The following is a 23,169-nucleotide window of genomic DNA, read 5'->3' as shown; positions in this document are numbered from 1 at the left end:
AAGCTAATTTACAAAATTTTATTGATTGACTTTGTAATTCTATTTAAATCATTTTTTGTAAGATTAGAACCGGAAGGTAAACACAAACCTTTATTAAATAACTTTTCTGAAACTGTATTTCCAAAATATTTACAATCTTTAAAAACGGGTTGTAAATGCATGGGTTTCCAAAGTGGGCGAGATTCTATATTGTCTTCTAATAATTTTAAACGTAAATCTTCTCTAGAAAAACCTGTTTTAGATTCATCAACTATTATAGAACTTAACCAATGGTTAGAAAAATAATCTGAAGTGGGTTCTGTAAAAATAGTTATTCCATCCACATCTTTAAAAAGTTTTTGATAAAATTGATTCATTTCTCTACGAAGTTCAATATGCTTATCTAAAACTTCCATTTGACCACGACCAATACCCGCAACAATATTACTCATTCTATAATTATAACCAATCTCCGAATGTTGATAATGTGGCGCATTATCTCTTGCTTGTGTTGCTAAAAAAATTGCTTTTTGTTTTGCTTTATCTGTTTTACAAACTAAAGCTCCACCTCCAGATGTTGTGATAATTTTATTTCCGTTGAAAGAAAGAATTCCAAAATCTCCAAAAGTTCCACATTTTTGACCTTTATATGTCGAACCTAAAGCTTCAGCTGCATCTTCTATTAAAGTGATTTCATATTTCTTAGCTATTGCTAAAATATCGTCCATTTTAGCTGGCATTCCGTACAAATGAACTACAATTATAGCTTTTGGCTTTTTTCCTTTAGAAATACAATCTTTTATAGCTTTTTTTAAAGAGATTGGACACATATTCCAAGTATCTTTTTCGCTATCTATAAAAATTGGTTTAGCTCCTTGATAAACTATGGGATTTGCAGATGCAGAGAATGTCATACTTTGGCAAATTACCTCATCGTTTTGAGTTACTCCAGATAAAATTAATGCTAAATGTAAGGCTGCTGTACCAGAAGATAAACAAGCAACCTTAGCATCTTCTCCTATATAATTCTCTAAATTTTGTTCGAAACCTGTTACGTTTGGGCCTAAAGGTGCTACCCAATTAGTATCATAGGCTTCTTTAACATATTTCATCTCATTTCCTCCCATATGGGGTGAAGAAAGCCATATTTTTTCTTTCATTACTACTTATTATATTTTATAATTTTTCCTGGGTTACCAACTACAACAGCATAATCAGGAACATCTTTAATGATTACTGACCCAGCTCCAATTATAGCCCATTTACCTATTTTTATATTGGGTATTATAATTGCTCCTGCACCAATATGTGTACCTTCTCCAATACTAACATTTCCTGTAATGGTCGCATTGGGAGATATGTGTACAAAATCACCAAGACAACAATCATGTTCTACTACTGATGATGTGTTTATAATTACTTGTTTACCTATCTTGGAATCAGCATTTACAATTGCTCCCCCCACAACTACTGTACCTTCAGAGATTCTTACAGTTGGGTCTATTGATGCTCTTTTATCTATAAGAGAAGTAAAAGGATTTTTTATTTTACGACTTAACTGTTCTCTAATTTTATTGTTACCAATACTAATTATAAAGCTATGTTCTGGGTAATTTTTTATTTTATCAAAAGTGAATACTGGTATATTATGCAAGAATTTTAATTTCGGATCATCATCAAAAAAAGCTTCAATTACTTTATTTTGATTTAAAGCAACATCTTTAACAATTTTACCATGACCACTTGCACCAAAAAGACAAATACTATCCATTTCCAGTAAATTTAGTTGTAGTAGCCTGATTTTGAGTATTTATTCCTTCAGATCTAAAAACTTTTAAAAAAGTCAGAAAGAATATTTTTACGTCTAATGCAAAGGATAGGTTTTCAACATACCAAACATCATATTCAAATTTTTGCTCCCAACTTATTGCATTTCTCCCATTTACCTGTGCCCAACCTGATATTCCTGGTTTAACCAAATGTCTTTTCTTTTGTCTTTTATTATATAAGTTAAGATATTCAGGCAATAATGGTCTAGGACCAATTATAGCCATATCTCCTTTTAAAACATTTAACAGTTGTGGTAACTCATCTAAAGATGTTTTTCTTATAAATTTACCCGCACTTGTTAACCTTAAAGAATCTGGTAATAAATTACCATCTTTATCTTTTTTATCATTCATAGTTTTAAACTTAATGACATTGAAAATTTGACCATTTTTACCTGGTCTATGTTGGTAAAAAAAAGGAGTGCCATTGTTATTGTATAATAAAACTAAAAAAATAATGATAAAAAAAGGACCAAAGACAACTAACCCTATCAATCCAATAATAATATCAAAAAAACGCTTAAAAAAAATTCTATACATTTTTTTCTATTTTAGTAATATATTGTTTAGCTAAAATATCTCTATCAAAATATTTTTTAGCATATTGATAACCAGAATTTCCTAAAGAATCGATTTCTTCTAAATTCAAATTCATCATTTTTTTTACACCTCTTACAATATCTTCAACATTCTCAGGCTCTACATATTCTCCACAGTTTGCATTGTTTACCAACTCTCTAGAAACACCATCAATTGCTAATAAAATTGGTTTTTTACAAGACATATAATCAAATGTTTTATTAGAATAAATAGTTTTAAATGTATCTACTTTTTTTAAAACTGAAGCTCCAACATCTGATGCTAAAATATATTTAAACACTTCTGCTTTTGCTACTGGGTCTCTAAAAATTACATTTTTTAAATCTCTTTTTTTAACTTCTTGCTGTAAAGTTTCTTTTCGCATTCCTGCGCCAATTAATTGAAAAACCACATTGGTTTCTTGTAGTTTTTCTGCGGCGTCTACTAATTGAATTAAGTGATTAGCAACTCCGTGTGCTCCAACATAGGTAATTACAAATTTACCTTCTAATCCTATATCTTTTTTAAAAGCTTTAGCGTTGAAAGATTTATCTTCTTGTATTTTTTCTGCCAAAGAAAAATCTGCTGCATTGGGTATAAAAATTACTTTTTCTTTGGGTACATTTTTCTCTTGTATTAATTTATCTCTAAATGCTGGAGTTAAAACGTTAATTAATTTTGCTCTTTTGTAAATAAAACTTTCAAACCAATAAGCAAATTTTATAATAATTTTATTTTGAAGTACACCTGTGTCTATAGCAGACTCTGGCCATAAATCTCTAATTTCAAAAACAAAAGGAATACGTTTTATTAAAGATAAAACATAAGCTGTTATACCTACAAAAAGTGGTGGAGATGTTACCAAAACAACGTCATATTTCCCTTTTACTTTAAATAACCCTGCATAAATACTTGAAAAAACAAACGAAAAATATGCCCATAATCTCCCTAAAAAACTCACGTTATAACTTTCTGAAACGTGACAACGTATAACATCTACATCTTTATAAAAAGCTAAATCTTTAAAAGTAAACTTACCTTTATACTTTTCTGGTTTTTTACCAGTATTATAATGTACCATTCCTGCCAATACAGTAACATTATGACCTTGTTCTGACCAAGTTTTTGTCATCTCATTAAAACGAGAACCTCCGCCATCTCCTTTTTCTAAAAAATATTGATGAATTAATAATATTCTCATTCTTTTAAACTAATTTTTGTCTTAAATGATTTTGTTTGCGATGCAAATGTAAGCCTTAAAGATGATTCTTTAACACCATAATAACTAGAATACCATTTATCTTCTATAATTGGTTCTAGAACTTTATTATTTTTATCAACTGAAGTTATTGTTATTTTATCTTTATATTCTTTAGGGAAATGCCAATATTGATAACATACTTTACGCTCTGGCATTTCAATTTCATCTTCTATAATCCAATTGTTCTTAGCAATAGTTTTTGTAACTTTTCTTTGATGATAAATATTATTACCCAATTGTTTGTATGCTTTTATTTTTCCGAAGAAAACAAAATTGTTTTTTTCTTTTCTGAAAAATGCTTCTGCTTTTTTAACCCAATAATACCAAATAAATCGTCCCCCTTTTTGCATCTGATTTTCACCATCAATACTAACGGTATTATGTCCTTCTGAACCGTTAAAATAATCTACAAATTCTTTCTCTGTATTATATTTATATGAGCCATTATCTCTCAAAATGTTTTCTCCATTTACCCAAATATCTAAATGCAAATTATCAGACTGATAAGGTCTATCTTTATAACTTCCACAACGAATAAATGTTTTTGTGTTATCTTCTTGAAGTATAAAATACCCACTATTTTTGAATTCGTTTAATTCTGGAATTTGTTCTGGTTCTTTATTTTCTGGTTGTATTCCGTACCAAAAAGAACTTTTAGAATTGTAGTTTGTATATCCTTTTAAAACCGCTCGTAAATCATCTAATTGCGAACGATAATTTCTATAATCATTATTTGTTAATTTAAAAAACAATGCACCATCATTAGACCCATAATTTGGCAACTTTCCTGTAACTGTATCTGAACAAACATCTAAAAAATATAATGATTTTTCTGCGCGTTTATAAACTACATCTTTAAATGTATCTTTATTTAATTTTGAAAGTTGAATTGCCCAAGTTAATAATTGAATTACTACTCTGTGGTAATTCATTGAAAATTGTAAAAAAGTTCCGTCTGGATATATTTGATATGCTATTTCTTGTTCAAACCAAGCTTTTCCTTTTTTACTCCATTTTTTTACGTTTGGTAAAAACGGAAACAATTTATCAGACAAATACAACATTAACGTTTCTGTAATCGCGTGATTGTTTCTTACTGAAATTCTTGAGAAATGAATATTATGATATACGTGATGTATCTGCCAATATATTATGTGCATTATTTTAGCAAATACATCTTCGGTTAAATACTTAGAATCTTTATAATAATATAGTGCAAAAGTCCAGTTTAAAATACGCAAACTAATTTCTTGACTACATTTGTAATTTGGTCCTTGATTGATTGGATTTTTGTCTATAAAATCTTCTATTTGTTGAAATACAAATTGGGATTGATCTTCTTGAAAATGATAATCGTATCGAATAATATCATACAAAAAAGAAAAACGAGCTTTTTCCCAGACATATTTTATATCACCAGCTTCTACAGATAAATCTTGAATTTCTGACCAGTGTTTATTGATATTGTATTTATAATTGGTAGATGGATTTGTGACCCAATCATAATCAGTTCCTAAATCTATTTTGGTTTTATTAAAAAAAGTATAAATCCCTTTTTTAATATTTTGAAAATTAGTTTTTAATTCTTCGGTTGGATTTTTCTTTAATCCTTCAATATCTTTTCCGTAGAAAAAGAAGGGTTGTAAATTATCTTTCCATTCTTGTAAACTAATATACTTTTTAAAATCAGGGTTTATAGGAAAAGTTTTCTTTTGCCAACCTAACTTGGTTTTAACGATATACCAAATTCTAAAAAAAACATACCTCATTCCCATATTGGAAATGAGGTTAAGAATTCTTTTTGTTTTTTGTATCATAAGTATTTTAATGGATTATAAAACTTACTCAATAGTAACCCAAGAACCTTCTTTTAAACTTTGTATTGCGGCAAAACTTGCTTTGGTAACGTTTACTAATTCTTCATAAGGAATTAACTCAACAGACCCTTGTTTTATCTTTTCTACAATTAGACCAAATTGTGCTTTATGACCTTTATCTAACTTGGTTTTTAATTTAGAAAAACCTTTTACGCCATAGCCAGAAGTTTTAATAAAGTTATCCATTATTAACACTTTTTCTTGAGAAAAAACCTCTAAACGCTCTTTAGCATAAGACTTTGCTCCGTTAGCAAAATAATTTACAACTCCTGTTGAGCCGTTTTCCATCTTTACTAAAATAGAGGCGTTGTCTGTATTTTCTGAAGGATTTTCTCCTAACGCATTCATACAAACCGATTTTATTTTACTTCCTGATAAAAAGACCATTAAGTCTAAATAATGACACGCTTCTCCAATAATTCTTCCTCCACCAACTGCCATATCGTGTACCCAAACTTCTGGTGGAATTGCTCCTGCATTCATTGTAGCAACAATATTCATTGGTGCATTACCAACTAAAGATTTTATCTTTTGTGTATGTGGCGAAAAACGACGATTAAAACCAATCATTAAGGTTCCGTTATTCTTTTGATACGATGCTTCTATGGCTTGTAATTCTTCGTTATTTAAAGCTAAAGGTTTTTCTACAAACACGTGTTTGCCTTTATCTAATGCTTTAATTACCATATCTGCATGCAGATTATGGCGCGTAGTAATCATTACTAAATCTACATCTTTATCGTCTAAAACTAAATCGTAATCTGTTGTACTTTGCGCAATATTGTGTTTCTGTGCTAATGCGGTTCCGTTTACACCTCCTGAAGAAACAATATGCTTAATATTTGCGTTTGTACCTTTTAAGGCTGGTAACATTGTCATTTTAGTAAAATTCCCTGCACCAATAATACCTATTCCGCCTTTTGTTGGAGAAGTTTCTTTTTTATTTACAACAATGGTATGTTCTGGAGTACTGTTTTCATTATATTTAATAATTGAGGCTATTGATTTTGAATTGCCAATATCTCCATAAATTTTATCGTATTTTTCTAACGGAATTACTTCAGAAATTAATTCTTTTACTGCTAATTTTCCAGAGGAAATCAATTGCAAAACGGTTTCAAAATTTCGTTTTTCTGTCCAACGAACAAACGGTAACGGATAATCTATTCCTTTAAACTCATAATCATCATCATATCTTCCGGGACCGTAAGAACAAGATACTTGAAAACTTAATTCTTTTTCGTAAAAATCGGCTCTTGAAATGTCTAAGCCAATTACACCAACTAAAACAATTCTTCCTCTTTTTCTACTCATTTGTGCAGCTTGAGAAATAATATCGTTGGTTTTTGCTGAAGCTGTTATTAACACTGCATCTGCACCAATATTGTTGGTTTCGTTATTTACAAATTTAACTGGATCATTTCCTTTTAACGGATTAAAAGCTATTACACCTTTACTTTTGGCAATTTCTACTTTAGCATCATCTAAATCGTAACCAATTACTTTACAGCCATTTGCCACTAACATTTCAGCAGTCAATAAACCTATGAGACCTAAACCAATAACTACAACAGTTTCTCCCATTGTTGGATTTATCAATCTAATTCCTTGTAAACCAATAGAACCAATTACTGTAAAAGCTGCTTCTTCATCAGAAATATTATCTGGAATATGCGCTACTAAATTTTGTGGTACAGAAACAAATTCTGCATGTTGCCCATTTGAAGCTACTCTGTCGCCTACTTTAAAATCGGTTACACCTTTACCAACTGCTATTACTTCTCCTACATTACAATATCCTAACGGAAGTGGTTGTTCTAACTTATTAAAAACAGTTTCTATAGTTGGCATTAAACCTTCTGTTTTAATTTTATCTAAAACCATTTTTACTTTATCTGGTTGTTGTCTTGCTTTTTGTATCAGCGAAGCTTTACCAAACTCTACCAACATTCTTTCTGTACCTAATGATACTAAACTGCGAGTAGTTTTAATAAGTACCTGACCTGATTTTACCTTTGGTGAAGGTAATTCTGCTAATTCTGTAACTCCTGTTTTAAAGGACTGTAGTATTTGTTTCATTTTTGTTTCTTTCTTCTATGTTTTTATAAAAACATTTTCTTTTCTTCAAAAGAGGGATAATTAATTAATACTGCTTTATATTTCCCTTTAAATACAAAAAGGCTTCCTGCTGCTGCACCAATAATCTTAAATCTATTTGTTAGTTCTTTTATATGCTGAAAACTTCCTGCTCCTCCTAAAACTGTAATAGGCCCCTGAAATATATTTCTAACTTTTTCTATTGTTGCAATGTCATAGCCTTTCATTTTACCATCTCTTTCTATGGAGTTTAAAACAATTTCTCCGATTCCAATGTTATCAAGTTTTTTTATAAAATCAAAAAGATTAACTCCAGTTGCTTTTTTACCGTTATGAGTAAAAATTTCTAATTTTCCAAAAAGACCTTTTTTCTTATAATCTAACACCACTACAACACTTTGGCTTCCTATAACGCTTCCTACTTCGTTTAAAAGTTTTGGGTTATTAATTGCTGCGGCACTAAAGGCTACTTTTTCTGCTCCTAATTGAACTATTTTTTTTGCTTCTTCTACCGTAGTAACCCCTCCTCCATAGCAAAAAGGCATTCTACACTCAATTGCTAAGTTTTTAATCATTTCAAAATCTGGACCTCTATTTTCAATTGTAGCATCAATATCTAAAACTATAAGTTCATCAACTTCTTTTTCATTGAAAATTTTCACTGCGTTTATTGGATCTCCAACATATTTAGATTGTTTAAACTCTTCTGTTTTAACTAATCCTTTTTTATGAACTAAAAGGCTAGGAATTATTCTTGGTCTTAACATATTTAAAATTCTGAAAAGTTTTTTAATAATTTCATACCATTGCTATGACTCTTTTCTGGATGAAATTGGACTGCATAAATATTTGACGATGTAACACCAGAAACAAAACCTTCTCCATAGTTGGTGGTTGTCATTATATTTTCTTTACTCGAAACTTCTACATAATAACTATGAATAAAATAAAAACCTTGATCTTGATTTATATCTTTAAACAGCTTATCTACTGCTTTTACTTCAATAGAATTCCATCCCATATGAGGAACTTTTGGTTTTTCTTTTAATTTAGATTCATCAAATTTTTTAACAGTTCCTTTAATCCAACCTAAACCTGGAAGGGTACCTTCTTCACTTTTTTCTGTCATAATATGAAGCCCAATGCAAATACCTAAAACGGGTATTTTATCTTCTAACACTCTTTTATTTAAAATGCTTTTTAATCCAGAATTATTTAGTTTAGACATACAATAGTCAAAAGAACCTACCCCAGGAAGAATAATTTTTTCTGCCAATTCAATTTGAGAAGGTTCAGATGCAATTGAGTATGGTATTTTTAAAAGTTCATAAATATTTGTAATTGCATTAATATTGCCCGAACCATAGTCTACAATAGTGATCATCTTTTAATTGCTTTTTCAACTCCAAATCTCTGCAACATTTTAGCACCCATATTAAATATTTTTTCTTGGTTTTTATAATCCCAATAGAATTTTTTTGGCATATTAAAATAACTTCTTAACTCCTCTGATGTTATTCCTAATTTTGTTGCTATATAATTAAACTCATCATCTATTGTTTCTGGATTATAAGCTGGTTTTTCTATTTTTTTTAATGCTTCTTCTCTAGAAAGTTGACCTGTTAATATTAAACTAGAAAATTGTACTCTACGTGTATCAAACCCAAAACGCTCTGGCAACCAATACCCTTCAAAAAATTTAGTAAATCTAGATTCAAAATGTTTTTGTGGGTAGGGTTTCCAACCATATTCATCTGCTAACAATTTTAAAGCATCTTCTTTAATATAATTTAAATTATCTAAAGGTTTTACTACTTGAATTTTTCTGATATATTTTAAATAAAACTTGTGTCTTAAGATTGGGCTAAATGGATAACTTTCCATTTTTATTGTACTAAATCTACTTTTTATATCATTAATTTGAGCCATATCTGTACCATAATAGAGCCATTCCATAGGGTTTCTAACACATTCTGTAGATATATTACCTCCGTTTAAAATATACTTAATATTATGTTTATCAGCAAAATTGTATAAGGTTGCCACAAAAGCATGGTCTTGAGGAATATCTATATGTGGTACTCCAGATTTGAAGAAAGCTAATTGAAAATCTTTCATTTCTTCCCAATTAATAACTTCTGTAAATAAATCAAGACCAAGTTTATCTATCATTACTTGAATATTATTTACAGCTAACTCAGAATTCCAACCTCCATCTACATGAAAAACTAATGGTCTTAAACCTAATTCTTTAACAGCTAAGTGCAATAAATAAGAACTATCTACACCACCACTCATACCAAGTATGCAATCAAAGTCTCTATTTTTACCATCAGCTTTAATTTTTGCGACTGTACTTTCTAACCTTTTTTTTCCTTCTTCATTCGGAAACCAATTAGGTTTTACATTAACTTCAAAATCATTACAATGATCACAAACTCCATTTTTATCAAATTGAATTCTAGAATCTGATGTATCCATTACACAATTTGTGCATATTTGATATTCTCTTTTCATTATTTTATAACTATTTTGTTAATAATTTTCTCAATTTCATTTTTTCTATGGGCAAAAGTAAAGTTTTCTAAAATTCTTTTTCTTAATTTACGACCTAAATTCTTTTTTTCTTCATTACTCATTTCTAACATTTCAATTATTTTTTTAGAAACATCTTCATAATCGTTATGATTTGCATAAACACCTAAATTGCCAACTAATTCTGGTAATGCACCTCTCTTACTAATTAAAACGGGGGTTTCACAACTCATAGCTTCTGCAACGGCTACTCCAAATGTCTCAGTATCACTAATTTGAACATAAATTTTAGATTTTTGCATCCAAAATACTATTTCTTCATTTGGTATTTCATTAATAAATCTAACATTATTTTCTATATATAATTTTTTTGATAAAATTTTCATTTCTTCTAAAGCATCTCCATAACCTCCAATAAAGGTAAATATTTGATTTGGAAATTGTTTAACAACCAATGGAATTGCCTTTAATAAAACCATTCCTCTTTTTAACTCTACTACATCTTTATCAAATCTAAAAATAGTTGTTATTTCATTCCTTATTAAATTATTTGGAATAAATTTATTAGTATTTACAGAATTGTATACCTTTATTACTTTTTTAGCACCTAACTTTAAAACATCTTTTTTCATAAATTCTGAAACAACAAGAACGACATTACTAAATTTTAAAGTTATTTTTACTGCTATTTTTTTTATAAAACTTGTTGCTAAATATCCTTTTGGTTTACCTGATAATGAGTCTTTATAAAACATTGCTTCGTTACCGCCAGCTACAACAATTATTGGTTTTCTTGTTATTAGAGCTACAATGTACGGCAGTATGCTACCACTTGCCCACCAAGAAAAATAAAAACTACAGTTCCATGGAATCTCAGAAAATTTAGTTGCAATAACTACTTTAAACCCCAATTCTTTTAAAATATTTATATCTTGTATAGAGTATTGCTCTCTTAAGATTTGTTCTTTTCCTGACTTTGAAAAAAAACAAACTTTTCTTTTTTTCATATAATCAATTATTTAAATCTACTTTGTAGATAAGTTTTTTATATTTGCTATAATATTCTATTTTAGATGGAAAAGAGCCTTTAGAAAACGGCAAGTCTGGTTTTTGTAGTACTAAACATATATCAGCTTTAATTAAAACTTCTTCGTAGGATTTTGAATCAAGGAAGCCCAAGAAATGAACTTCTTTTAGATTCCAGTTTTTAACTTTTTTCTCAAATGGACCACTTCCAGTAATCAAAATTTTAAAATTGCAATTTTTTTCTTTCAATTTTTCAACAATCTTTGGTATTAAATCCACTCCTCTAATACTATCTAATGCCCCAGCATATAAAAAAATAATTTTTTTGTTATAATTTATATTAATAGTATCTAAGTAACCTAGATTAATAAAACCATTAAAAACAAAAGTTTTCTGATTTTTAAAATACTTTTTCATATTAGTATTTATACAAATAATGTAATCAGGTATTTTCTTTACAAAATTAAAATATATTCTGTAAAAGAGATGGTGGTTTCTTGATAAATAATCATCTTCAAAATCTAAAATAATAGTTTTACTTAAAAAAAATTTTGCAAAAAAAACACTAGATATTTCAGCTGGGTAAAAATTATAGCACAAACAAGAATCATAAGTTTTTCTATTTACATATAGCCATTTTATTAGTTTTAACATCATAAATAGCTGACCAATTCTTCCATTAAACTTACTTCCGAAATGAATGACCTCTTTTGTACTATAAGATTTTGTTTCTTTTTTTATTTTTGAATCTTCTGTTAAACTTAAAATTTTAGCACCTTTATTTAATAGTTTAAAAAAACGGTGTTTTTTTTCGATACTGTAATTTGTAGTTTGTTTAAAACCGTGTTTTTTATACCAACTTTCATCAGGATAATTACATATGTAAACAGTTCTTCTATTTTTAAATAGTTCCTTTATGTTATCTTTTTCAACAGTTAAAAGTGGTGTTAAAGAATAACGGTCATTAATTTTTAATTTAAATTTACTAAAATCCATATTAATTAGTTGGTTTAATAATATTTTTTGGTTTCATAAAAAAATAAATAACTAAACCTAAACCTAGATTTATTATAGATTGTCCCCAAATATTACCAACATTAGACTGAAATAAAAAATTTAATATCATTCCTAAGAAAATAAATTTGACCAAAGAGTTTTTACTATTTATTCTGGTTATATGATAAAAAGCTTTAAAAACTTTAAAAATATAAACTATAAAGATAATTCCTAGAATAAAACCAAACCTTACAATAGAAAAAACAAATAAACTATGATCTTCTATGTAAATTTTCATTTGGTCAAAAGCTCTTACACCAAGACCTAAGCCTGTTAGAGGTGAATCTATAGTTCGTGTTAGTAAATCAGACCACATTGCTAATCTGGCCCCATCTTTAATTCCACCATCTGAGCTAATTTCAAAAGCAATACCAGAATCTATATTACTAGAAGATGTTTTACTTCTCAAAACTCTACTATTTATATAATCATCAAAAGTATTATATTCATTTAACTGTGCAAATTTTGTTAATAAGGCATCACTTTTAATTACCAAAAAAAATGTTCCACAAAAAAGGGCTACATAAAGTAGAACTTTTTTTGAAAAGCTTTTTCCAACTTTTTTTTTCCAACTTTTAAAAAGCAAAAAAGGCATTATTATATCTATAACAAAATTCCATTTTGCTAAACTTCCTAAACAAGTAATGTAAGCTAAAATACAAAGTACTAAACCTATTTTTTTTCCATACTCTGTATAATAAAATAAGCCAAAGAAAGAAAAAGCAGATACTAAAGATAGACTTACTGTAGTAGATCCAAAAATATTTCCAGGAAAAGCAGATTTACCATTACCAGCAACAAACAAAGATATAGAGGTTAATAATGTGAAAACAAATGCTAATAAACAAAAACGATGTACTGCTTTAGGTTTGTAAAATATTTTTTTTTTAAATAATGAAAATGGTAAGACAAAAATGGTTAAAAAAGAAATAATTCTTTCAAAATCTATTTTTGCTTCGTGTGCGCTACTAGTACCTCTTAACTCATAAACAAAAAAGGATAATAATATACAAAGAAGAGAAACAACTAATAGTTGAGATAATTTTTTATTTACTTTTTTTAATATAAAATACTTATTACTAGATGTAAAATACCATACATAAATTAATGCTAAAAAAAAGTATAAAAAACCAAATATGTAATTATTAAAATACATCTTACTTATAGTTTTCGATAAATTTCGGTAATTTGACCAATATTATTTTGTGCATTGTATTTTTTTACTGCTAAATTATATCCATTTTCTCCCATTTTTTTTAATAGAACTTCGTCATTTAAAAAGATCTCTATTTTATCTTTGATTTCTACAGCATTTTTTGGCGTAACAAAATAACCATTTTTACCATTAAAAATGAGTTCTTCTACACCTCCCAATTTAGAACCTATTACAGGAGTTTTCATAGCTCCTGCTTCTATTACAGGTCTGGCAAAATGTGGTCTTGTTGACGGAAAAACCAACAAATCTGAAACACAAAAAAGTAATGCTACATTTTTAACAAATTTAAAACGAATAATAACTTCTTTATTTGGTAGTTTCTTTATTTCTTTTTCAATTTTTTGTGAATGAGTGCTAGAGCCAAATAACGGTAATATTTTTTTCATTAATCTATATAATAAATAATCAGGCTCATTATAATCTCCTCCAGGAAATAATAGTTGAATTTTCTTATTTGGATATTTAATAATTAGCTCTTTTAAAGCTTTTATTAAATATAAACCTCCCTTAATTTCTGAGACTCCTCCTAAAAAAAGAATATTAAAACTATTTTTATCTATATACTTATTCTCTACTTTTTGAGGTTTAGGCATATTATAATCAAAAACATTAAAGTCTACAAAATTGTAAACTGTTGTTCCGTTACTAGGGTTTCCCCAAGATTTTTTATCAGCATTACAAATAAAAATTACATCATTTGCTAGTTTTTTTAAACATTTTCTAATTTTAGAACGTCTAAGACCAAACATACCTTTTACAGAAGGTTCTCTTATATGCCAAACTAAAGGAATATTATTTTCTTTAACTGCTAATGCGCTTCCTAAAAGTACAACTGAGTTTAAATGTACAATGTCTGGCTTTACTTTATCAAGTAGTAGTTTTGTTTTAATTTTTGCTTTAGAGATGTTTTTTTGCTGTTTTATTTCTTTTAGCAATCCATTTATTTTCCATAAATCATAAGAAACGCCTTGCGTATGCTCATATGTATCAATCCATTCATTTTCTACAACCTCAAACCCTTCTTTTTTATAATATCCTGCTATTTCTGGAGTCCATTTTGCTAATGCTATAAGTAACTTATATTGGTTATTGTAATACTTTTCTATTGCTTTTAAAGTATAAATTAGGCTCATTGCAGAGCCTCCAAAACCAGAAGCATGCTGAATAAATAAAACTGTTTTCATTTTCTATAAAAACTTAATTTTATCTATATCCCAATCCTTATCATTAACCATAAATGGTCTTTTCCATTTATTATCATCTTCTGCCCAAACTTCAAAAACAAATCCTGCATCAATACAAGGTACTTTCAATTTTTCTAGTTGCACCATAATGTTAGGCTTACCTACACCAGCACCTAAAAATACTAAATCTACTTTTCCAACAAAACTATTAACATCTATTTGATCAAATAATGATCTTGATGATGAAATTTTTAGCCACTCTACATTTGAAACCCCTTCACTATACAAAGATTTTTTTATTTTTTCTCTTTTATCATCAACAGCACTGTGTATAACAAGTATTCTATTATTTTTGAAAATTCTTTTTCTACTTTCTCCTCTTAATAAAGCATAAACAAAGTAAAATGGGTAATAATTATTTTTGTTTAAAACAATATTATTGTTGACAAACCATTTTTTTAAATGATGATGAAATTTATCTTGAAAAGATTTTTTAGAATATGTTAAATGCAATGCAATTACTCCTTTTTCTGATAAAGTTTTCATCCATTTTCCATATTGCATCATTATATCATTAATTTCATCTTTAGTATAAGTGCCAGATGAAACTCCTGGAAGTGTAGCCGCTTTAAAATCTTTTGTTTTCTTGAGTTTCCTTAAAAAATGCATAAAAGAGGACTTTGCAAAAGAAACTATATCTGAATGATAAATTGGAGCAACATCTCCGAGAAGAAATTGATATTCTCCATCACTCATTCTAACAATTGGATAAAATTCTTTACTTATTTTACTTTCTACAACAGTGACAAACTCATTAAACCATTCTTTAGAATCTTTGTTTGTAAAAGATAATACTTTTGGAATTATTTCTTGATTGTGTTTCTCGAAATCTGGTACAATAAAAGGTACAAGTTCTGGAAAAATAATTGATTTTTTATTAATTTTTTTTATGCTCATCTTTTTCTTTTAAACTTTTTAATTAAAAATTGTTTCATTAACGTATTCTGATTTATTAAAACAATACTACAAAATAAGAGTGTTCCAGAAAATATCAGGATTAAAAAAATTGGAGATTTAATTGTATAGTATTGTGTATAACTAAAAGCCAAACCAATAATTACTGTAAAGGTAATAAAAGATTTTAGTATTGAATTAAAAAGGTCTTTCTTTTCTAATTGATTTAAATTAATATGATTTCTCCATCTTCTAATATAAATAATAAAAAATATAACACTTACAATAAATAATGATAATGGTAAGCCTTTTACGCCAATTATACTTAAAAAGAAATACAAACAAATTAGTTTTGAAATAGATTCAAAAAAAACCATAAGGCTTGGATATTTAATATCTCCTGTAGTTGAAATTAAATAACTTGAAAAATTAGATAAAAAACCAAACATTAAAGATAATGCTATTAAAAAAGTAATGAGGTAACCTAAAAAGTTTTCTGACCCTACCCATAAATCTACAAATAACCCGTTTATTAAAACAAACATTAAAAAACCAATTAATGTTACAGGAAAAATAATCTTTACTAAATCAATTACAAATTTCTTAAATTCTTTACCATCATCACTAGCATATAAATGTGATAAAGAGGGATATATTATACCGCCAACTCTATCCAAAATTGTTTTTACCAAACCTCCTACTTTTTTAGTAACTGAATAGTAAACTGCAATTTCAGGTGTAATAAATATATTAATTAAAGTGGGTTCTATATTACCAACTAAAGAAGTTCCTAATTTGGAAAGAAATACACTTGGAGAAAGTTGCAGATAATCTTTTAAAGTTTCAAAATCATATTTAAAAATAGGTATATTGTTTTTAGAAAATAATATTACTAAATATATTATATTTGGCAATAAAGCAAATAAATATCGCACTAACATCCCTATTGGTATGGCTATAACCCCTATTTTTTTAGTCAATAAAACGTACGTTACTATAATACTTATTATAACTCCAAAAACTTGAGTTATTTTAGGAAAAACTGGTTTTTGAAGAGAGTTTAAAGTACCTTCTACAGTATTGTTTATTAAAGCACATATTAGTGCTATTAGTGAATATAAAAATGCTAAGTTTAATTCTTTAAATTCAACTTTATTCATTTGAAACAAGGAATCTAGAAAAAGGCTAACTATAAAACCTAATAGAAATAAGATAGTCATAAAAGCTAGATTTATAAGAAACCCATTAAAAAAATATAATCCTACTTTTTTAAAATTCTTTTTTCCATACTCTCTTGCAACTCTTTGAATGCATAATGTAGCCATCCCCATATCTAGAAAAGATAAAATAGCTATTACCCCACCTGTACCTAGCCATAAACCATACATTCTACTTCCTAAATAATAAATAAAAATAGGCACAAAAAGAAGCCCTTGTACAATGTCTAAAGCTAATGTTAAATAATTTCCAATAGCTAAAATTTTAACTGTTTTTTTTCGGGAAGGGTTATTTAAGTTGAATAGGCTCATAAATTAATTATACTTCCCTATTAAACTATTATATTTACTTATTATATATACAATAATAACATTAAGAGGAAAAATTATTTTAAAAAAAATAGTGCCATTACTTGAAAACCAAATGTTTTTAAAAGCTTTAAAAAAAATACTAAATCCTTTATTAAAATACATTCTAAGCCTCCAAGATTGTACTTTATAAAAATACAATTGTAAACGAGTCTTTTGAATTATTGTTAGTGGTAATTTCTTATAATTATCAAAAACTTCATTAATTAAACCATCTTTACCATATCCCCAATTTTTCTTTTCTTGCCCAGGTTCTGTAACCTTAACAGGATGTTCTGTAATATGATATGTATCTCCTTTTAAACATAGGTATGATACAAAGAAAATAAAAGGGTAAATATTTGAAATATTAAACCTTTTATAATCTTCTAACAAATTATCTCTTCTTAAAACCAATCCACTTAGTTGATGACCTTTCCATGAGTTTGTTAAACAATTTTTAAACCCTGCTTTGTAAATTTTAGTTTTAGATTTTTTATCTCTAGTATTTCCAAGAATTTCTTCTTTTAAATTTATTGGTAGTAAATTAGGCAATATTACCGAAGTAGAAGAATTCTTTATAGATATATGATTAATCACTTTTTTAAAGTATTCAAAATCTAAATAATCATCATCCCCTAAATACATAACAAATTCACCCTTCGCTTTGTCTAGAACAGTAAGTGCATTTTTTTCTAAACCAATATTATTTTTATTTAAAAAATAATTAAGGTTAATTAACTCATTATTAAGAATAAAATCTTCAACCAGTATATCTGTATTATCTGTGGAGCAGTTATTACCAATAATAATTTCTATAAGATTTAAATGGTTAGATTTTTTTATAAAACTTGCTAATATATTTAAGTTTTTTATTAAAAATTCTGCCCTATTGTATGTAGGTATTAAGATGGATAATTTCATTAAATATTAATATTAATTATTGAGACAACCAATTTAGCATTTTTTTAAGTCCTTGTTCTGTGCTTACTGAAGGTTTCCAACCAGTTAAATTTTGTATTTTATCATTATTTGCCACAAATGATAATTGATCACTTTCTCTAGGAGGAAGTCTATTAAAATCTATTCTAATATTTAATATTTCTTCTAAATGACTAAATAATTCTAATAACGATAAACTATTTTCTATACCTCCACCAATATTAAAAGCTTTACCCTTTACTTTATCTATATTATCTACTGCAGCGAAATACAAAGAAACTACATCATCTGCGTGTAAAACATCTCTTACCTGTTTTCCTGTTCCGGAAATAGTAAATTTATTATTTGGAATATTATTTTTAATATCTAATGCCTTTTGGCAAAACCAACCAATCCAGCCCTGATCTATAGTAGAATGCTGATTACCTCCATACATTGATGAATGCCTAAAAACTACAGTTTTAATATTATGGATTCTATAAAAATCTAGTAAGTATTGATCTGCAGCACCTTTTGAGCACCCATAAGGAGAATGAAAGTTTAGTGGTAAACTCTCATCAAATCCGTTAGGATATTCTTTACATACATATCTTGTTTTTGTTTCTTCGAATGTTAGTTCCTCAAAATCTCCATAAACTTTATTTGACGAAGAATATAAAACCATTGTATTAGGAGAATATTTTCTGATAGAATCTAATAAATTAAAAGTCCCAAGTGCATTTATTTCAAAATCTAACCTAGGATTAGAAATTGAGGTGGTCATAGCTACTTGACCTGCTAAATGAAAAACTACATCAGGTTTTTCTTCTTTTATTACAGTTTCTATATCATTTAAATTACGGATATCAAAAGGATAATATTTAAATTCTCCCTTTTCTTTTAACCAATCTAAATTTTTTGAACTTCCGAATCTAAATAAGTTGTCGAAAACAACTAATTCTTCACCTCTTTTCAAAACTTCTGCAGCTAGATTGCTTCCAATAAAACCACATCCCCCTGTTATTAAATATTTCATAAGTATTTTTTTAAAATTTTTTGAACTCCTTCTTCAATTTCAACTTTTGGACTCCACCCAAGTTCTAATAAACTAGAATTGTTCAAGTCTGGAATCATTATATCTCCTTTTCTGTAATCGATTGCACCAAATTTTAATTTCGGTAGAATTTGTTTTTCTGTTTGTTTTTCTAATTCTTTTGAAATTTGGGTAACAAAATCTTTTACTTGTATAAATTTATTTGTACCAACATCAAATTCAGAATAATTAGGTAGCTGTTTTCTTTTTTCTAAAACTATATTAAAAGCAGAAACGACATCATCTATATATATGAAATCCCTCTTTTGAACTCCTGTTGTCAACTTAATTTCTTCTTTATTACTAATCATTTCATTTATCAGCCAAGGTAAAAATTTTTTTGTATCATCTTTAGGTCCATACATATGTTCAACTTTTAAATTGATATATTGAATTTTATCTGAATACTGTTTTAGCCAATCAGATAATTGTGATTTTGACAGACTATAGTTATTAATGTTTCTTGGTAAAAGAGAACCCGTATTTATAAATGTTTTAACATTATTCTGAATTCCTAATTCCATTAAGTTTAATCCAAAAATTAAGTTGGTTCTTACTATATCAACAATACTTTGATTATTTCTACCATAACTACAAGCAGTATGAACAATTATATTAATTTTATTATTTGCAAAAACTGTATTTAGAGAATTTAGCTCGTCTATATTGTAGCTTTTATAATGTTTAGAGAAATCTTTAATTCTGTTTGTATTAGACGTTGATCTTTTTAAAATAATTACTTTATAATTGTTTTGTAAAAAATCTTTTAACAAATAACTCCCTAAAAAACCAGTTGCTCCTGTTAATAAAATAGTTTCTTTTTTCATTTAGAAATTTAATCCAAAAAATTCTTCTAATTTTTCTGCTACAAAGTCTAAATGTTCTTCATTTAAAGCTGGCTGTACTCCAATCCAAAAAGTATCGTTCATTGTTTTATCTGTATGCTTTAAATCTCCAACAACTCTATATTCTACATCCTTAAAATAAGGTTGTTTTAAAAGATTTCCTGCAAAAAGCAAACGAGATCCTATTTTATTTGAGTCTAAGAATTTAGTTACGTCTACTCTAGTTACCCCACAATCGTCTTTTAACGTTATTGGAAAACCAAACCAAGAAGGGTTGCTATTTGGCGTTGCTTCTGGTAATTGTAAAAAATCTGTTAGAGACTGTAATTTATTATGTAAATAGGTATAGTTACTTCTTCTTTTTTTTATGAAATAATCTAGTTTACCTAATTGAGCAAGACCACAAGCAGCTTGCATATCTGTAATTTTTAAATTATAACCAGAATGTGAATACACATATTTGTGGTCATAACCATAAGGTAAATCTCCATGTTTTTGTTCAAATCTACAACCACAAGTATTGTCACATCCTGGAGGGCAGTAACAGTCTCTACCCCAATCTCTGAACGATTCTGCAATAACTTTTAATTCAGGGTTATTCATAAAAACGGCCCCTCCTTCTCCCATTGTCATATGATGGGCAGGATAAAAACTTAAGGTGCCAATATCTCCAAAAGTGCCACATTTTTGTCCATTGTATTCAGCTCCTAAAGCATCACAGGTATCTTCAATTAACCATAAATTATATTTTTTACAAAGTTCTACAACTTTGCCAAGATTAAATGGATTACCTAAAGCATGGGCTAACATTATTGCTTTGGTTTTTGGTGTTATGGCTGCTTCTATTAAATCTGCATTTATATTGTGTGTTTTAATATCTACATCTACAAATACTGGTACAGCTCCAAACTGTATTATAGGATTAACTGTTGTAGGAAACCCTGCTGCTACTCCTATTACTTCATCTCCTTTCTTTATAGCTCTATCACCCAATTTTGGTGATGTTAAAGTACTAAAAGCTACTAAGTTTGCAGAAGATCCTGAATTTACAGACAAACAATATTTAACTCCTAAAAATTCTGCTAATTTTTTTTCAAATTCTGCATTAAATCTTCCTGTAGTTAACCAACCGTCTAAAGATGCTGAAACCATATTTTGTAATTCTTCTTCTCCTAAAACTTTTCCTGAAGGAGGTATTACTGTTTCTCCTCCAATAAAAGGTTGTGGTTTATATTGTTCTTTTGCATATTTAGATACTAAATTTGCAATTTCTTGTCTTAATGATTCTAAATTATTTTGAGCTGCCATTAACTTGAATATTTTTTAATTTCCTTTAAACATTGTTCTTTTACATCGCCTCCACTAATATGAATTTGATGCCATTTAATTATTAACGCTAACGTTTCTTGTAAATTCCACTTTGGTTGCCATTTTAATCTATTTAAAGCTTTAGAACAATCTAATTTTAAAAAACCTGCTTCATGTGGATTGTTATTTTTATCTAACTCCCAATTTGCGCCATCTCCCCAATTGGAAACCATTTTATCTAAAATCCAATTTACAGGTTTACAATCTTCATCTTTTGGACCAAAATTCCATCCTTCAGCAAACTCATCACCTTTTAGATATAATTCTTGAGATAATACTAAATATCCAGAAAGTGGTTCTAAAACATGTTGCCAAGGTCTGGTTGACAATGGGTTTCTTATAATAACTGCTTCTGATTTTTCAAAAGCTCGCAAAATATCTGGAATTAACCTATCATCTGCCCAATCTCCTCCTCCAATTACGTTTCCTGCTCTAGCTGAAGCTAAAGATGCTATGCTTTCTGAGTTAAAAAAAGAACGTCTGTAAGCAGAAGTTACTAATTCTGCACAACCTTTACTGCTACTATAAGGATCATAACCTCCCATAGGCTCATTTTCTCTATAACCCCAGTCCCATTCTTTATTTTCGTAACATTTATCTGTAGTTACAGATACAATTGCTTTTAAATTACTACATTTTCTTGCTGCTTCTAATACATTTACTGTACCTATGACATTTGTGGTATAAGTATCTATTGGCTCTATGTAAGAAAGTCTAACTAGTGGTTGTGCTGCCATATGTATTAAAACATCTGGATTAAAATCTGACATAGATTTAGATATTTGAGATAAATTTCTTATATCTCCAATTTCAGATTCCATATTTTCCGCCACATTAGCTTCTGAGTAAAGATTTGGCTTTGTATTTGGTGCTAAAGAATAGCCTTTTACATAGGATCCCATAGATTGTAACCAAAGAGATAACCAAGAACCTTTAAAACCTGTGTGTCCTGTTAAAAAAACTCTTTTATTTTTCCAAAAAAGCGCATCTACTTGACCTTTATTTATTTCCATACTTTCCAAGGTGCTATATCTTTTTCTAATAATTCTTGTAATTTCATTTTATCTCTTAAAGTATCCATTGGTTGCCAAAAACCATTATGTTTAAAAGACATTAACTCTCCATCACTTGCTAATCCTTTTAGAGGTTCTTGCTCCCAAATAGTGCTATCTCCCTCAATTCTTTTTATTACTTCTGGAGAAAGCACAAAAAAACCTCCATTAATCAAAGCTCCATCTCCTTTTGGCTTTTCTTCGAACTTTTTTATTTTGTTATTCTCAATATTTAAAGCCCCAAACCTTCCTGGAGGATAAGTAGCTGTTAATGTAGCTTTTTTTCCGTGAGATTTATGGAATTTAATTAATTCTGAGATATTTATATCTGCAACACCATCACCATAAGTAAAACAAAAAGCTTCTTCATCTTTTAAATAAGGTAAAACACGCTTTAGCCTTCCGCCTGTCATAGAATGATCTCCTGTATCTACTAAAGTTACTGTCCAAGGCTCAGCTCTTTCTTCATGAACAATCATTTTATTTTCTTTCATATTAAAAGTAACATCTGATTGATGCAAGAAATAGTTTGCAAAATATTCTTTTATTACATACCCTTTATATCCACAACAAATAATAAAATCATTGATTCCATAATGAGAATAAATTTTTAAAATATGCCACAAAATTGGTTTACCACCAATTTCTACCATTGGTTTTGGTTTTGATACTGTTTCTTCACTTAAACGGGTTCCTAAACCTCCTGCTAAAATTACTGCTTTCATATTTTTT

General features: G+C 28.2%; 21 protein-coding genes. All 21 read right to left on the bottom strand.

The annotated features are described in order from the left end of the window. Positions 1 to 8: 8 nt before the first annotated feature. The 21 genes from ACY2RX_RS05505 to rfbF are packed head-to-tail and all read right to left on the bottom strand — an operon-like array spanning position 9 to position 23,162. On the bottom strand, positions 9 to 1,139 hold the full coding sequence (locus ACY2RX_RS05505) for a DegT/DnrJ/EryC1/StrS family aminotransferase (RefSeq protein WP_490102970.1): 1,131 nt from the start codon (positions 1,137 to 1,139) through the stop codon (positions 9 to 11). 2 nt (positions 1,140 to 1,141) lie between these two features. Beyond that, positions 1,142 to 1,750 carry an acetyltransferase gene (locus ACY2RX_RS05500; protein ID WP_490102969.1) on the bottom strand — a complete coding sequence of 203 codons (609 nt, stop codon included), beginning with the start codon at positions 1,748 to 1,750 and terminating at the stop codon, positions 1,142 to 1,144. Continuing rightward, positions 1,743 to 2,348: a sugar transferase gene (locus ACY2RX_RS05495; RefSeq protein WP_490102968.1), complete on the bottom strand. Its 606-nt coding sequence runs from the start codon at positions 2,346 to 2,348 to the stop codon at positions 1,743 to 1,745. The genes ACY2RX_RS05500 and ACY2RX_RS05495 overlap by 8 nt, the downstream gene beginning before the upstream one ends. Next, complete coding sequence (locus ACY2RX_RS05490) at positions 2,341 to 3,588, bottom strand: glycosyltransferase family 4 protein (RefSeq protein WP_490102967.1); 1,248 nt, start codon at positions 3,586 to 3,588, stop codon at positions 2,341 to 2,343. Before ACY2RX_RS05490 ends, ACY2RX_RS05495 begins: the two co-directional genes overlap by 8 nt. After that, on the bottom strand, positions 3,585 to 5,465 hold the full coding sequence (locus ACY2RX_RS05485) for an alginate lyase family protein (RefSeq protein ID WP_490102966.1): 1,881 nt from the start codon (positions 5,463 to 5,465) through the stop codon (positions 3,585 to 3,587). Before ACY2RX_RS05485 ends, ACY2RX_RS05490 begins: the two co-directional genes overlap by 4 nt. Before the next feature lie 24 nt (positions 5,466 to 5,489). Then, positions 5,490 to 7,604, bottom strand: a complete 2,115-nt coding sequence (locus ACY2RX_RS05480) for a bi-domain-containing oxidoreductase (RefSeq protein WP_490102965.1) — start codon at positions 7,602 to 7,604, stop codon at positions 5,490 to 5,492. Positions 7,605 to 7,627: 23 nt separating this feature from the next. Next, positions 7,628 to 8,389, bottom strand: coding sequence for an AglZ/HisF2 family acetamidino modification protein (locus ACY2RX_RS05475; RefSeq protein WP_490102964.1), 762 nt, complete (start codon positions 8,387 to 8,389; stop codon positions 7,628 to 7,630). A gap of 2 nt (positions 8,390 to 8,391) precedes the next feature. After that, positions 8,392 to 9,006: an imidazole glycerol phosphate synthase subunit HisH gene (gene hisH / locus ACY2RX_RS05470; RefSeq protein WP_490102963.1), complete on the bottom strand. Its 615-nt coding sequence runs from the start codon at positions 9,004 to 9,006 to the stop codon at positions 8,392 to 8,394. Further along, positions 9,003 to 10,139 (bottom strand): N-acetyl sugar amidotransferase, encoded by a 1,137-nt coding sequence (locus ACY2RX_RS05465; RefSeq protein WP_490102962.1) that lies wholly within the window; start codon positions 10,137 to 10,139, stop codon positions 9,003 to 9,005. The genes hisH and ACY2RX_RS05465 overlap by 4 nt, the downstream gene beginning before the upstream one ends. Next, on the bottom strand, positions 10,139 to 11,164 hold the full coding sequence (locus tag ACY2RX_RS05460; RefSeq protein WP_490102961.1) for a glycosyltransferase family 4 protein: 1,026 nt from the start codon (positions 11,162 to 11,164) through the stop codon (positions 10,139 to 10,141). Before ACY2RX_RS05460 ends, ACY2RX_RS05465 begins: the two co-directional genes overlap by 1 nt. Before the next feature lie 4 nt (positions 11,165 to 11,168). Further along, positions 11,169 to 12,179 carry a glycosyltransferase gene (locus ACY2RX_RS05455; protein WP_490102960.1) on the bottom strand — a complete coding sequence of 337 codons (1,011 nt, stop codon included), beginning with the start codon at positions 12,177 to 12,179 and terminating at the stop codon, positions 11,169 to 11,171. Between the two features lies 1 nt (position 12,180). Next, positions 12,181 to 13,395, bottom strand: coding sequence for a hypothetical protein (locus ACY2RX_RS05450; RefSeq protein WP_490102959.1), 1,215 nt, complete (start codon positions 13,393 to 13,395; stop codon positions 12,181 to 12,183). Positions 13,396 to 13,400: 5 nt separating this feature from the next. Then, entirely contained in the window at positions 13,401 to 14,639 is a 1,239-nt protein-coding gene (locus ACY2RX_RS05445) for a glycosyltransferase family 4 protein (RefSeq protein ID WP_490102958.1), read from the bottom strand. A gap of 3 nt (positions 14,640 to 14,642) precedes the next feature. Further along, the gene (locus ACY2RX_RS05440; protein ID WP_490102957.1) at positions 14,643 to 15,596 is read right to left on the bottom strand and encodes a hypothetical protein; all 954 of its coding nucleotides are present in this window, start codon (positions 15,594 to 15,596) and stop codon (positions 14,643 to 14,645) included. After that, positions 15,593 to 17,122: a lipopolysaccharide biosynthesis protein gene (locus tag ACY2RX_RS05435; RefSeq protein ID WP_490102956.1), complete on the bottom strand. Its 1,530-nt coding sequence runs from the start codon at positions 17,120 to 17,122 to the stop codon at positions 15,593 to 15,595. Before ACY2RX_RS05435 ends, ACY2RX_RS05440 begins: the two co-directional genes overlap by 4 nt. A gap of 3 nt (positions 17,123 to 17,125) precedes the next feature. Then, positions 17,126 to 18,082, bottom strand: coding sequence for a glycosyltransferase family 2 protein (locus ACY2RX_RS05430; RefSeq protein WP_490102955.1), 957 nt, complete (start codon positions 18,080 to 18,082; stop codon positions 17,126 to 17,128). A 16-nt stretch (positions 18,083 to 18,098) separates the two neighbouring features. Then, the gene (locus ACY2RX_RS05425) at positions 18,099 to 19,115 is read right to left on the bottom strand and encodes an NAD-dependent epimerase/dehydratase family protein (RefSeq protein ID WP_490102954.1); all 1,017 of its coding nucleotides are present in this window, start codon (positions 19,113 to 19,115) and stop codon (positions 18,099 to 18,101) included. After that, the gene (locus ACY2RX_RS05420) at positions 19,112 to 19,999 is read right to left on the bottom strand and encodes an NAD-dependent epimerase/dehydratase (RefSeq protein WP_490102953.1); all 888 of its coding nucleotides are present in this window, start codon (positions 19,997 to 19,999) and stop codon (positions 19,112 to 19,114) included. The genes ACY2RX_RS05425 and ACY2RX_RS05420 overlap by 4 nt, the downstream gene beginning before the upstream one ends. Then, positions 20,000 to 21,325 (bottom strand): lipopolysaccharide biosynthesis protein RfbH, encoded by a 1,326-nt coding sequence (gene rfbH / locus ACY2RX_RS05415; RefSeq protein ID WP_490102952.1) that lies wholly within the window; start codon positions 21,323 to 21,325, stop codon positions 20,000 to 20,002. After that, complete coding sequence (rfbG, locus tag ACY2RX_RS05410; RefSeq protein WP_490102951.1) at positions 21,325 to 22,398, bottom strand: CDP-glucose 4,6-dehydratase; 1,074 nt, start codon at positions 22,396 to 22,398, stop codon at positions 21,325 to 21,327. The genes rfbH and rfbG overlap by 1 nt, the downstream gene beginning before the upstream one ends. Continuing rightward, positions 22,389 to 23,162, bottom strand: coding sequence for a glucose-1-phosphate cytidylyltransferase (gene rfbF, locus ACY2RX_RS05405; protein ID WP_490102950.1), 774 nt, complete (start codon positions 23,160 to 23,162; stop codon positions 22,389 to 22,391). The genes rfbG and rfbF overlap by 10 nt, the downstream gene beginning before the upstream one ends. Between the last annotated feature and the right edge of the window lie 7 nt (positions 23,163 to 23,169).

Source organism: Polaribacter sp. 2405UD43-2, assembly GCF_058147125.1.
Note: the sequence above shows the minus strand (reverse complement) of the source record. Positions and strands in the feature narration are given on the sequence as shown.

What these genes read in the sequence shown, in the direction of transcription:
- ACY2RX_RS05435 (WP_490102956.1), bottom strand. Translation starts at nt 17,122, where the DNA reads ATGAGCCTATTCAACTTAAATAACCCTTCCCGAAAAAAAACAGTTAAA.
- ACY2RX_RS05455 (WP_490102960.1), bottom strand. Translation starts at nt 12,179, where the DNA reads ATGGATTTTAGTAAATTTAAATTAAAAATTAATGACCGTTATTCTTTA.
- ACY2RX_RS05475 (WP_490102964.1), bottom strand. Translation starts at nt 8,389, where the DNA reads ATGTTAAGACCAAGAATAATTCCTAGCCTTTTAGTTCATAAAAAAGGA.
- ACY2RX_RS05430 (WP_490102955.1), bottom strand. Translation starts at nt 18,082, where the DNA reads ATGAAATTATCCATCTTAATACCTACATACAATAGGGCAGAATTTTTA.
- ACY2RX_RS05450 (WP_490102959.1), bottom strand. Translation starts at nt 13,395, where the DNA reads ATGTATTTTAATAATTACATATTTGGTTTTTTATACTTTTTTTTAGCA.
- rfbF (WP_490102950.1), bottom strand. Translation starts at nt 23,162, where the DNA reads ATGAAAGCAGTAATTTTAGCAGGAGGTTTAGGAACCCGTTTAAGTGAA.
- ACY2RX_RS05425 (WP_490102954.1), bottom strand. Translation starts at nt 19,115, where the DNA reads ATGAAATATTTAATAACAGGGGGATGTGGTTTTATTGGAAGCAATCTA.
- ACY2RX_RS05500 (WP_490102969.1), bottom strand. Translation starts at nt 1,750, where the DNA reads ATGGATAGTATTTGTCTTTTTGGTGCAAGTGGTCATGGTAAAATTGTT.
- ACY2RX_RS05420 (WP_490102953.1), bottom strand. Translation starts at nt 19,999, where the DNA reads ATGAAAAAAGAAACTATTTTATTAACAGGAGCAACTGGTTTTTTAGGG.
- ACY2RX_RS05460 (WP_490102961.1), bottom strand. Translation starts at nt 11,164, where the DNA reads ATGAAAAAAAGAAAAGTTTGTTTTTTTTCAAAGTCAGGAAAAGAACAA.
- ACY2RX_RS05495 (WP_490102968.1), bottom strand. Translation starts at nt 2,348, where the DNA reads ATGTATAGAATTTTTTTTAAGCGTTTTTTTGATATTATTATTGGATTG.
- ACY2RX_RS05480 (WP_490102965.1), bottom strand. Translation starts at nt 7,604, where the DNA reads ATGAAACAAATACTACAGTCCTTTAAAACAGGAGTTACAGAATTAGCA.
- ACY2RX_RS05485 (WP_490102966.1), bottom strand. Translation starts at nt 5,465, where the DNA reads ATGATACAAAAAACAAAAAGAATTCTTAACCTCATTTCCAATATGGGA.
- ACY2RX_RS05490 (WP_490102967.1), bottom strand. Translation starts at nt 3,588, where the DNA reads ATGAGAATATTATTAATTCATCAATATTTTTTAGAAAAAGGAGATGGC.
- rfbH (WP_490102952.1), bottom strand. Translation starts at nt 21,325, where the DNA reads ATGGCAGCTCAAAATAATTTAGAATCATTAAGACAAGAAATTGCAAAT.
- ACY2RX_RS05465 (WP_490102962.1), bottom strand. Translation starts at nt 10,139, where the DNA reads ATGAAAAGAGAATATCAAATATGCACAAATTGTGTAATGGATACATCA.
- rfbG (WP_490102951.1), bottom strand. Translation starts at nt 22,398, where the DNA reads ATGGAAATAAATAAAGGTCAAGTAGATGCGCTTTTTTGGAAAAATAAA.
- ACY2RX_RS05445 (WP_490102958.1), bottom strand. Translation starts at nt 14,639, where the DNA reads ATGAAAACAGTTTTATTTATTCAGCATGCTTCTGGTTTTGGAGGCTCT.
- ACY2RX_RS05440 (WP_490102957.1), bottom strand. Translation starts at nt 15,596, where the DNA reads ATGAGCATAAAAAAAATTAATAAAAAATCAATTATTTTTCCAGAACTT.
- ACY2RX_RS05505 (WP_490102970.1), bottom strand. Translation starts at nt 1,139, where the DNA reads ATGAAAGAAAAAATATGGCTTTCTTCACCCCATATGGGAGGAAATGAG.
- hisH (WP_490102963.1), bottom strand. Translation starts at nt 9,006, where the DNA reads ATGATCACTATTGTAGACTATGGTTCGGGCAATATTAATGCAATTACA.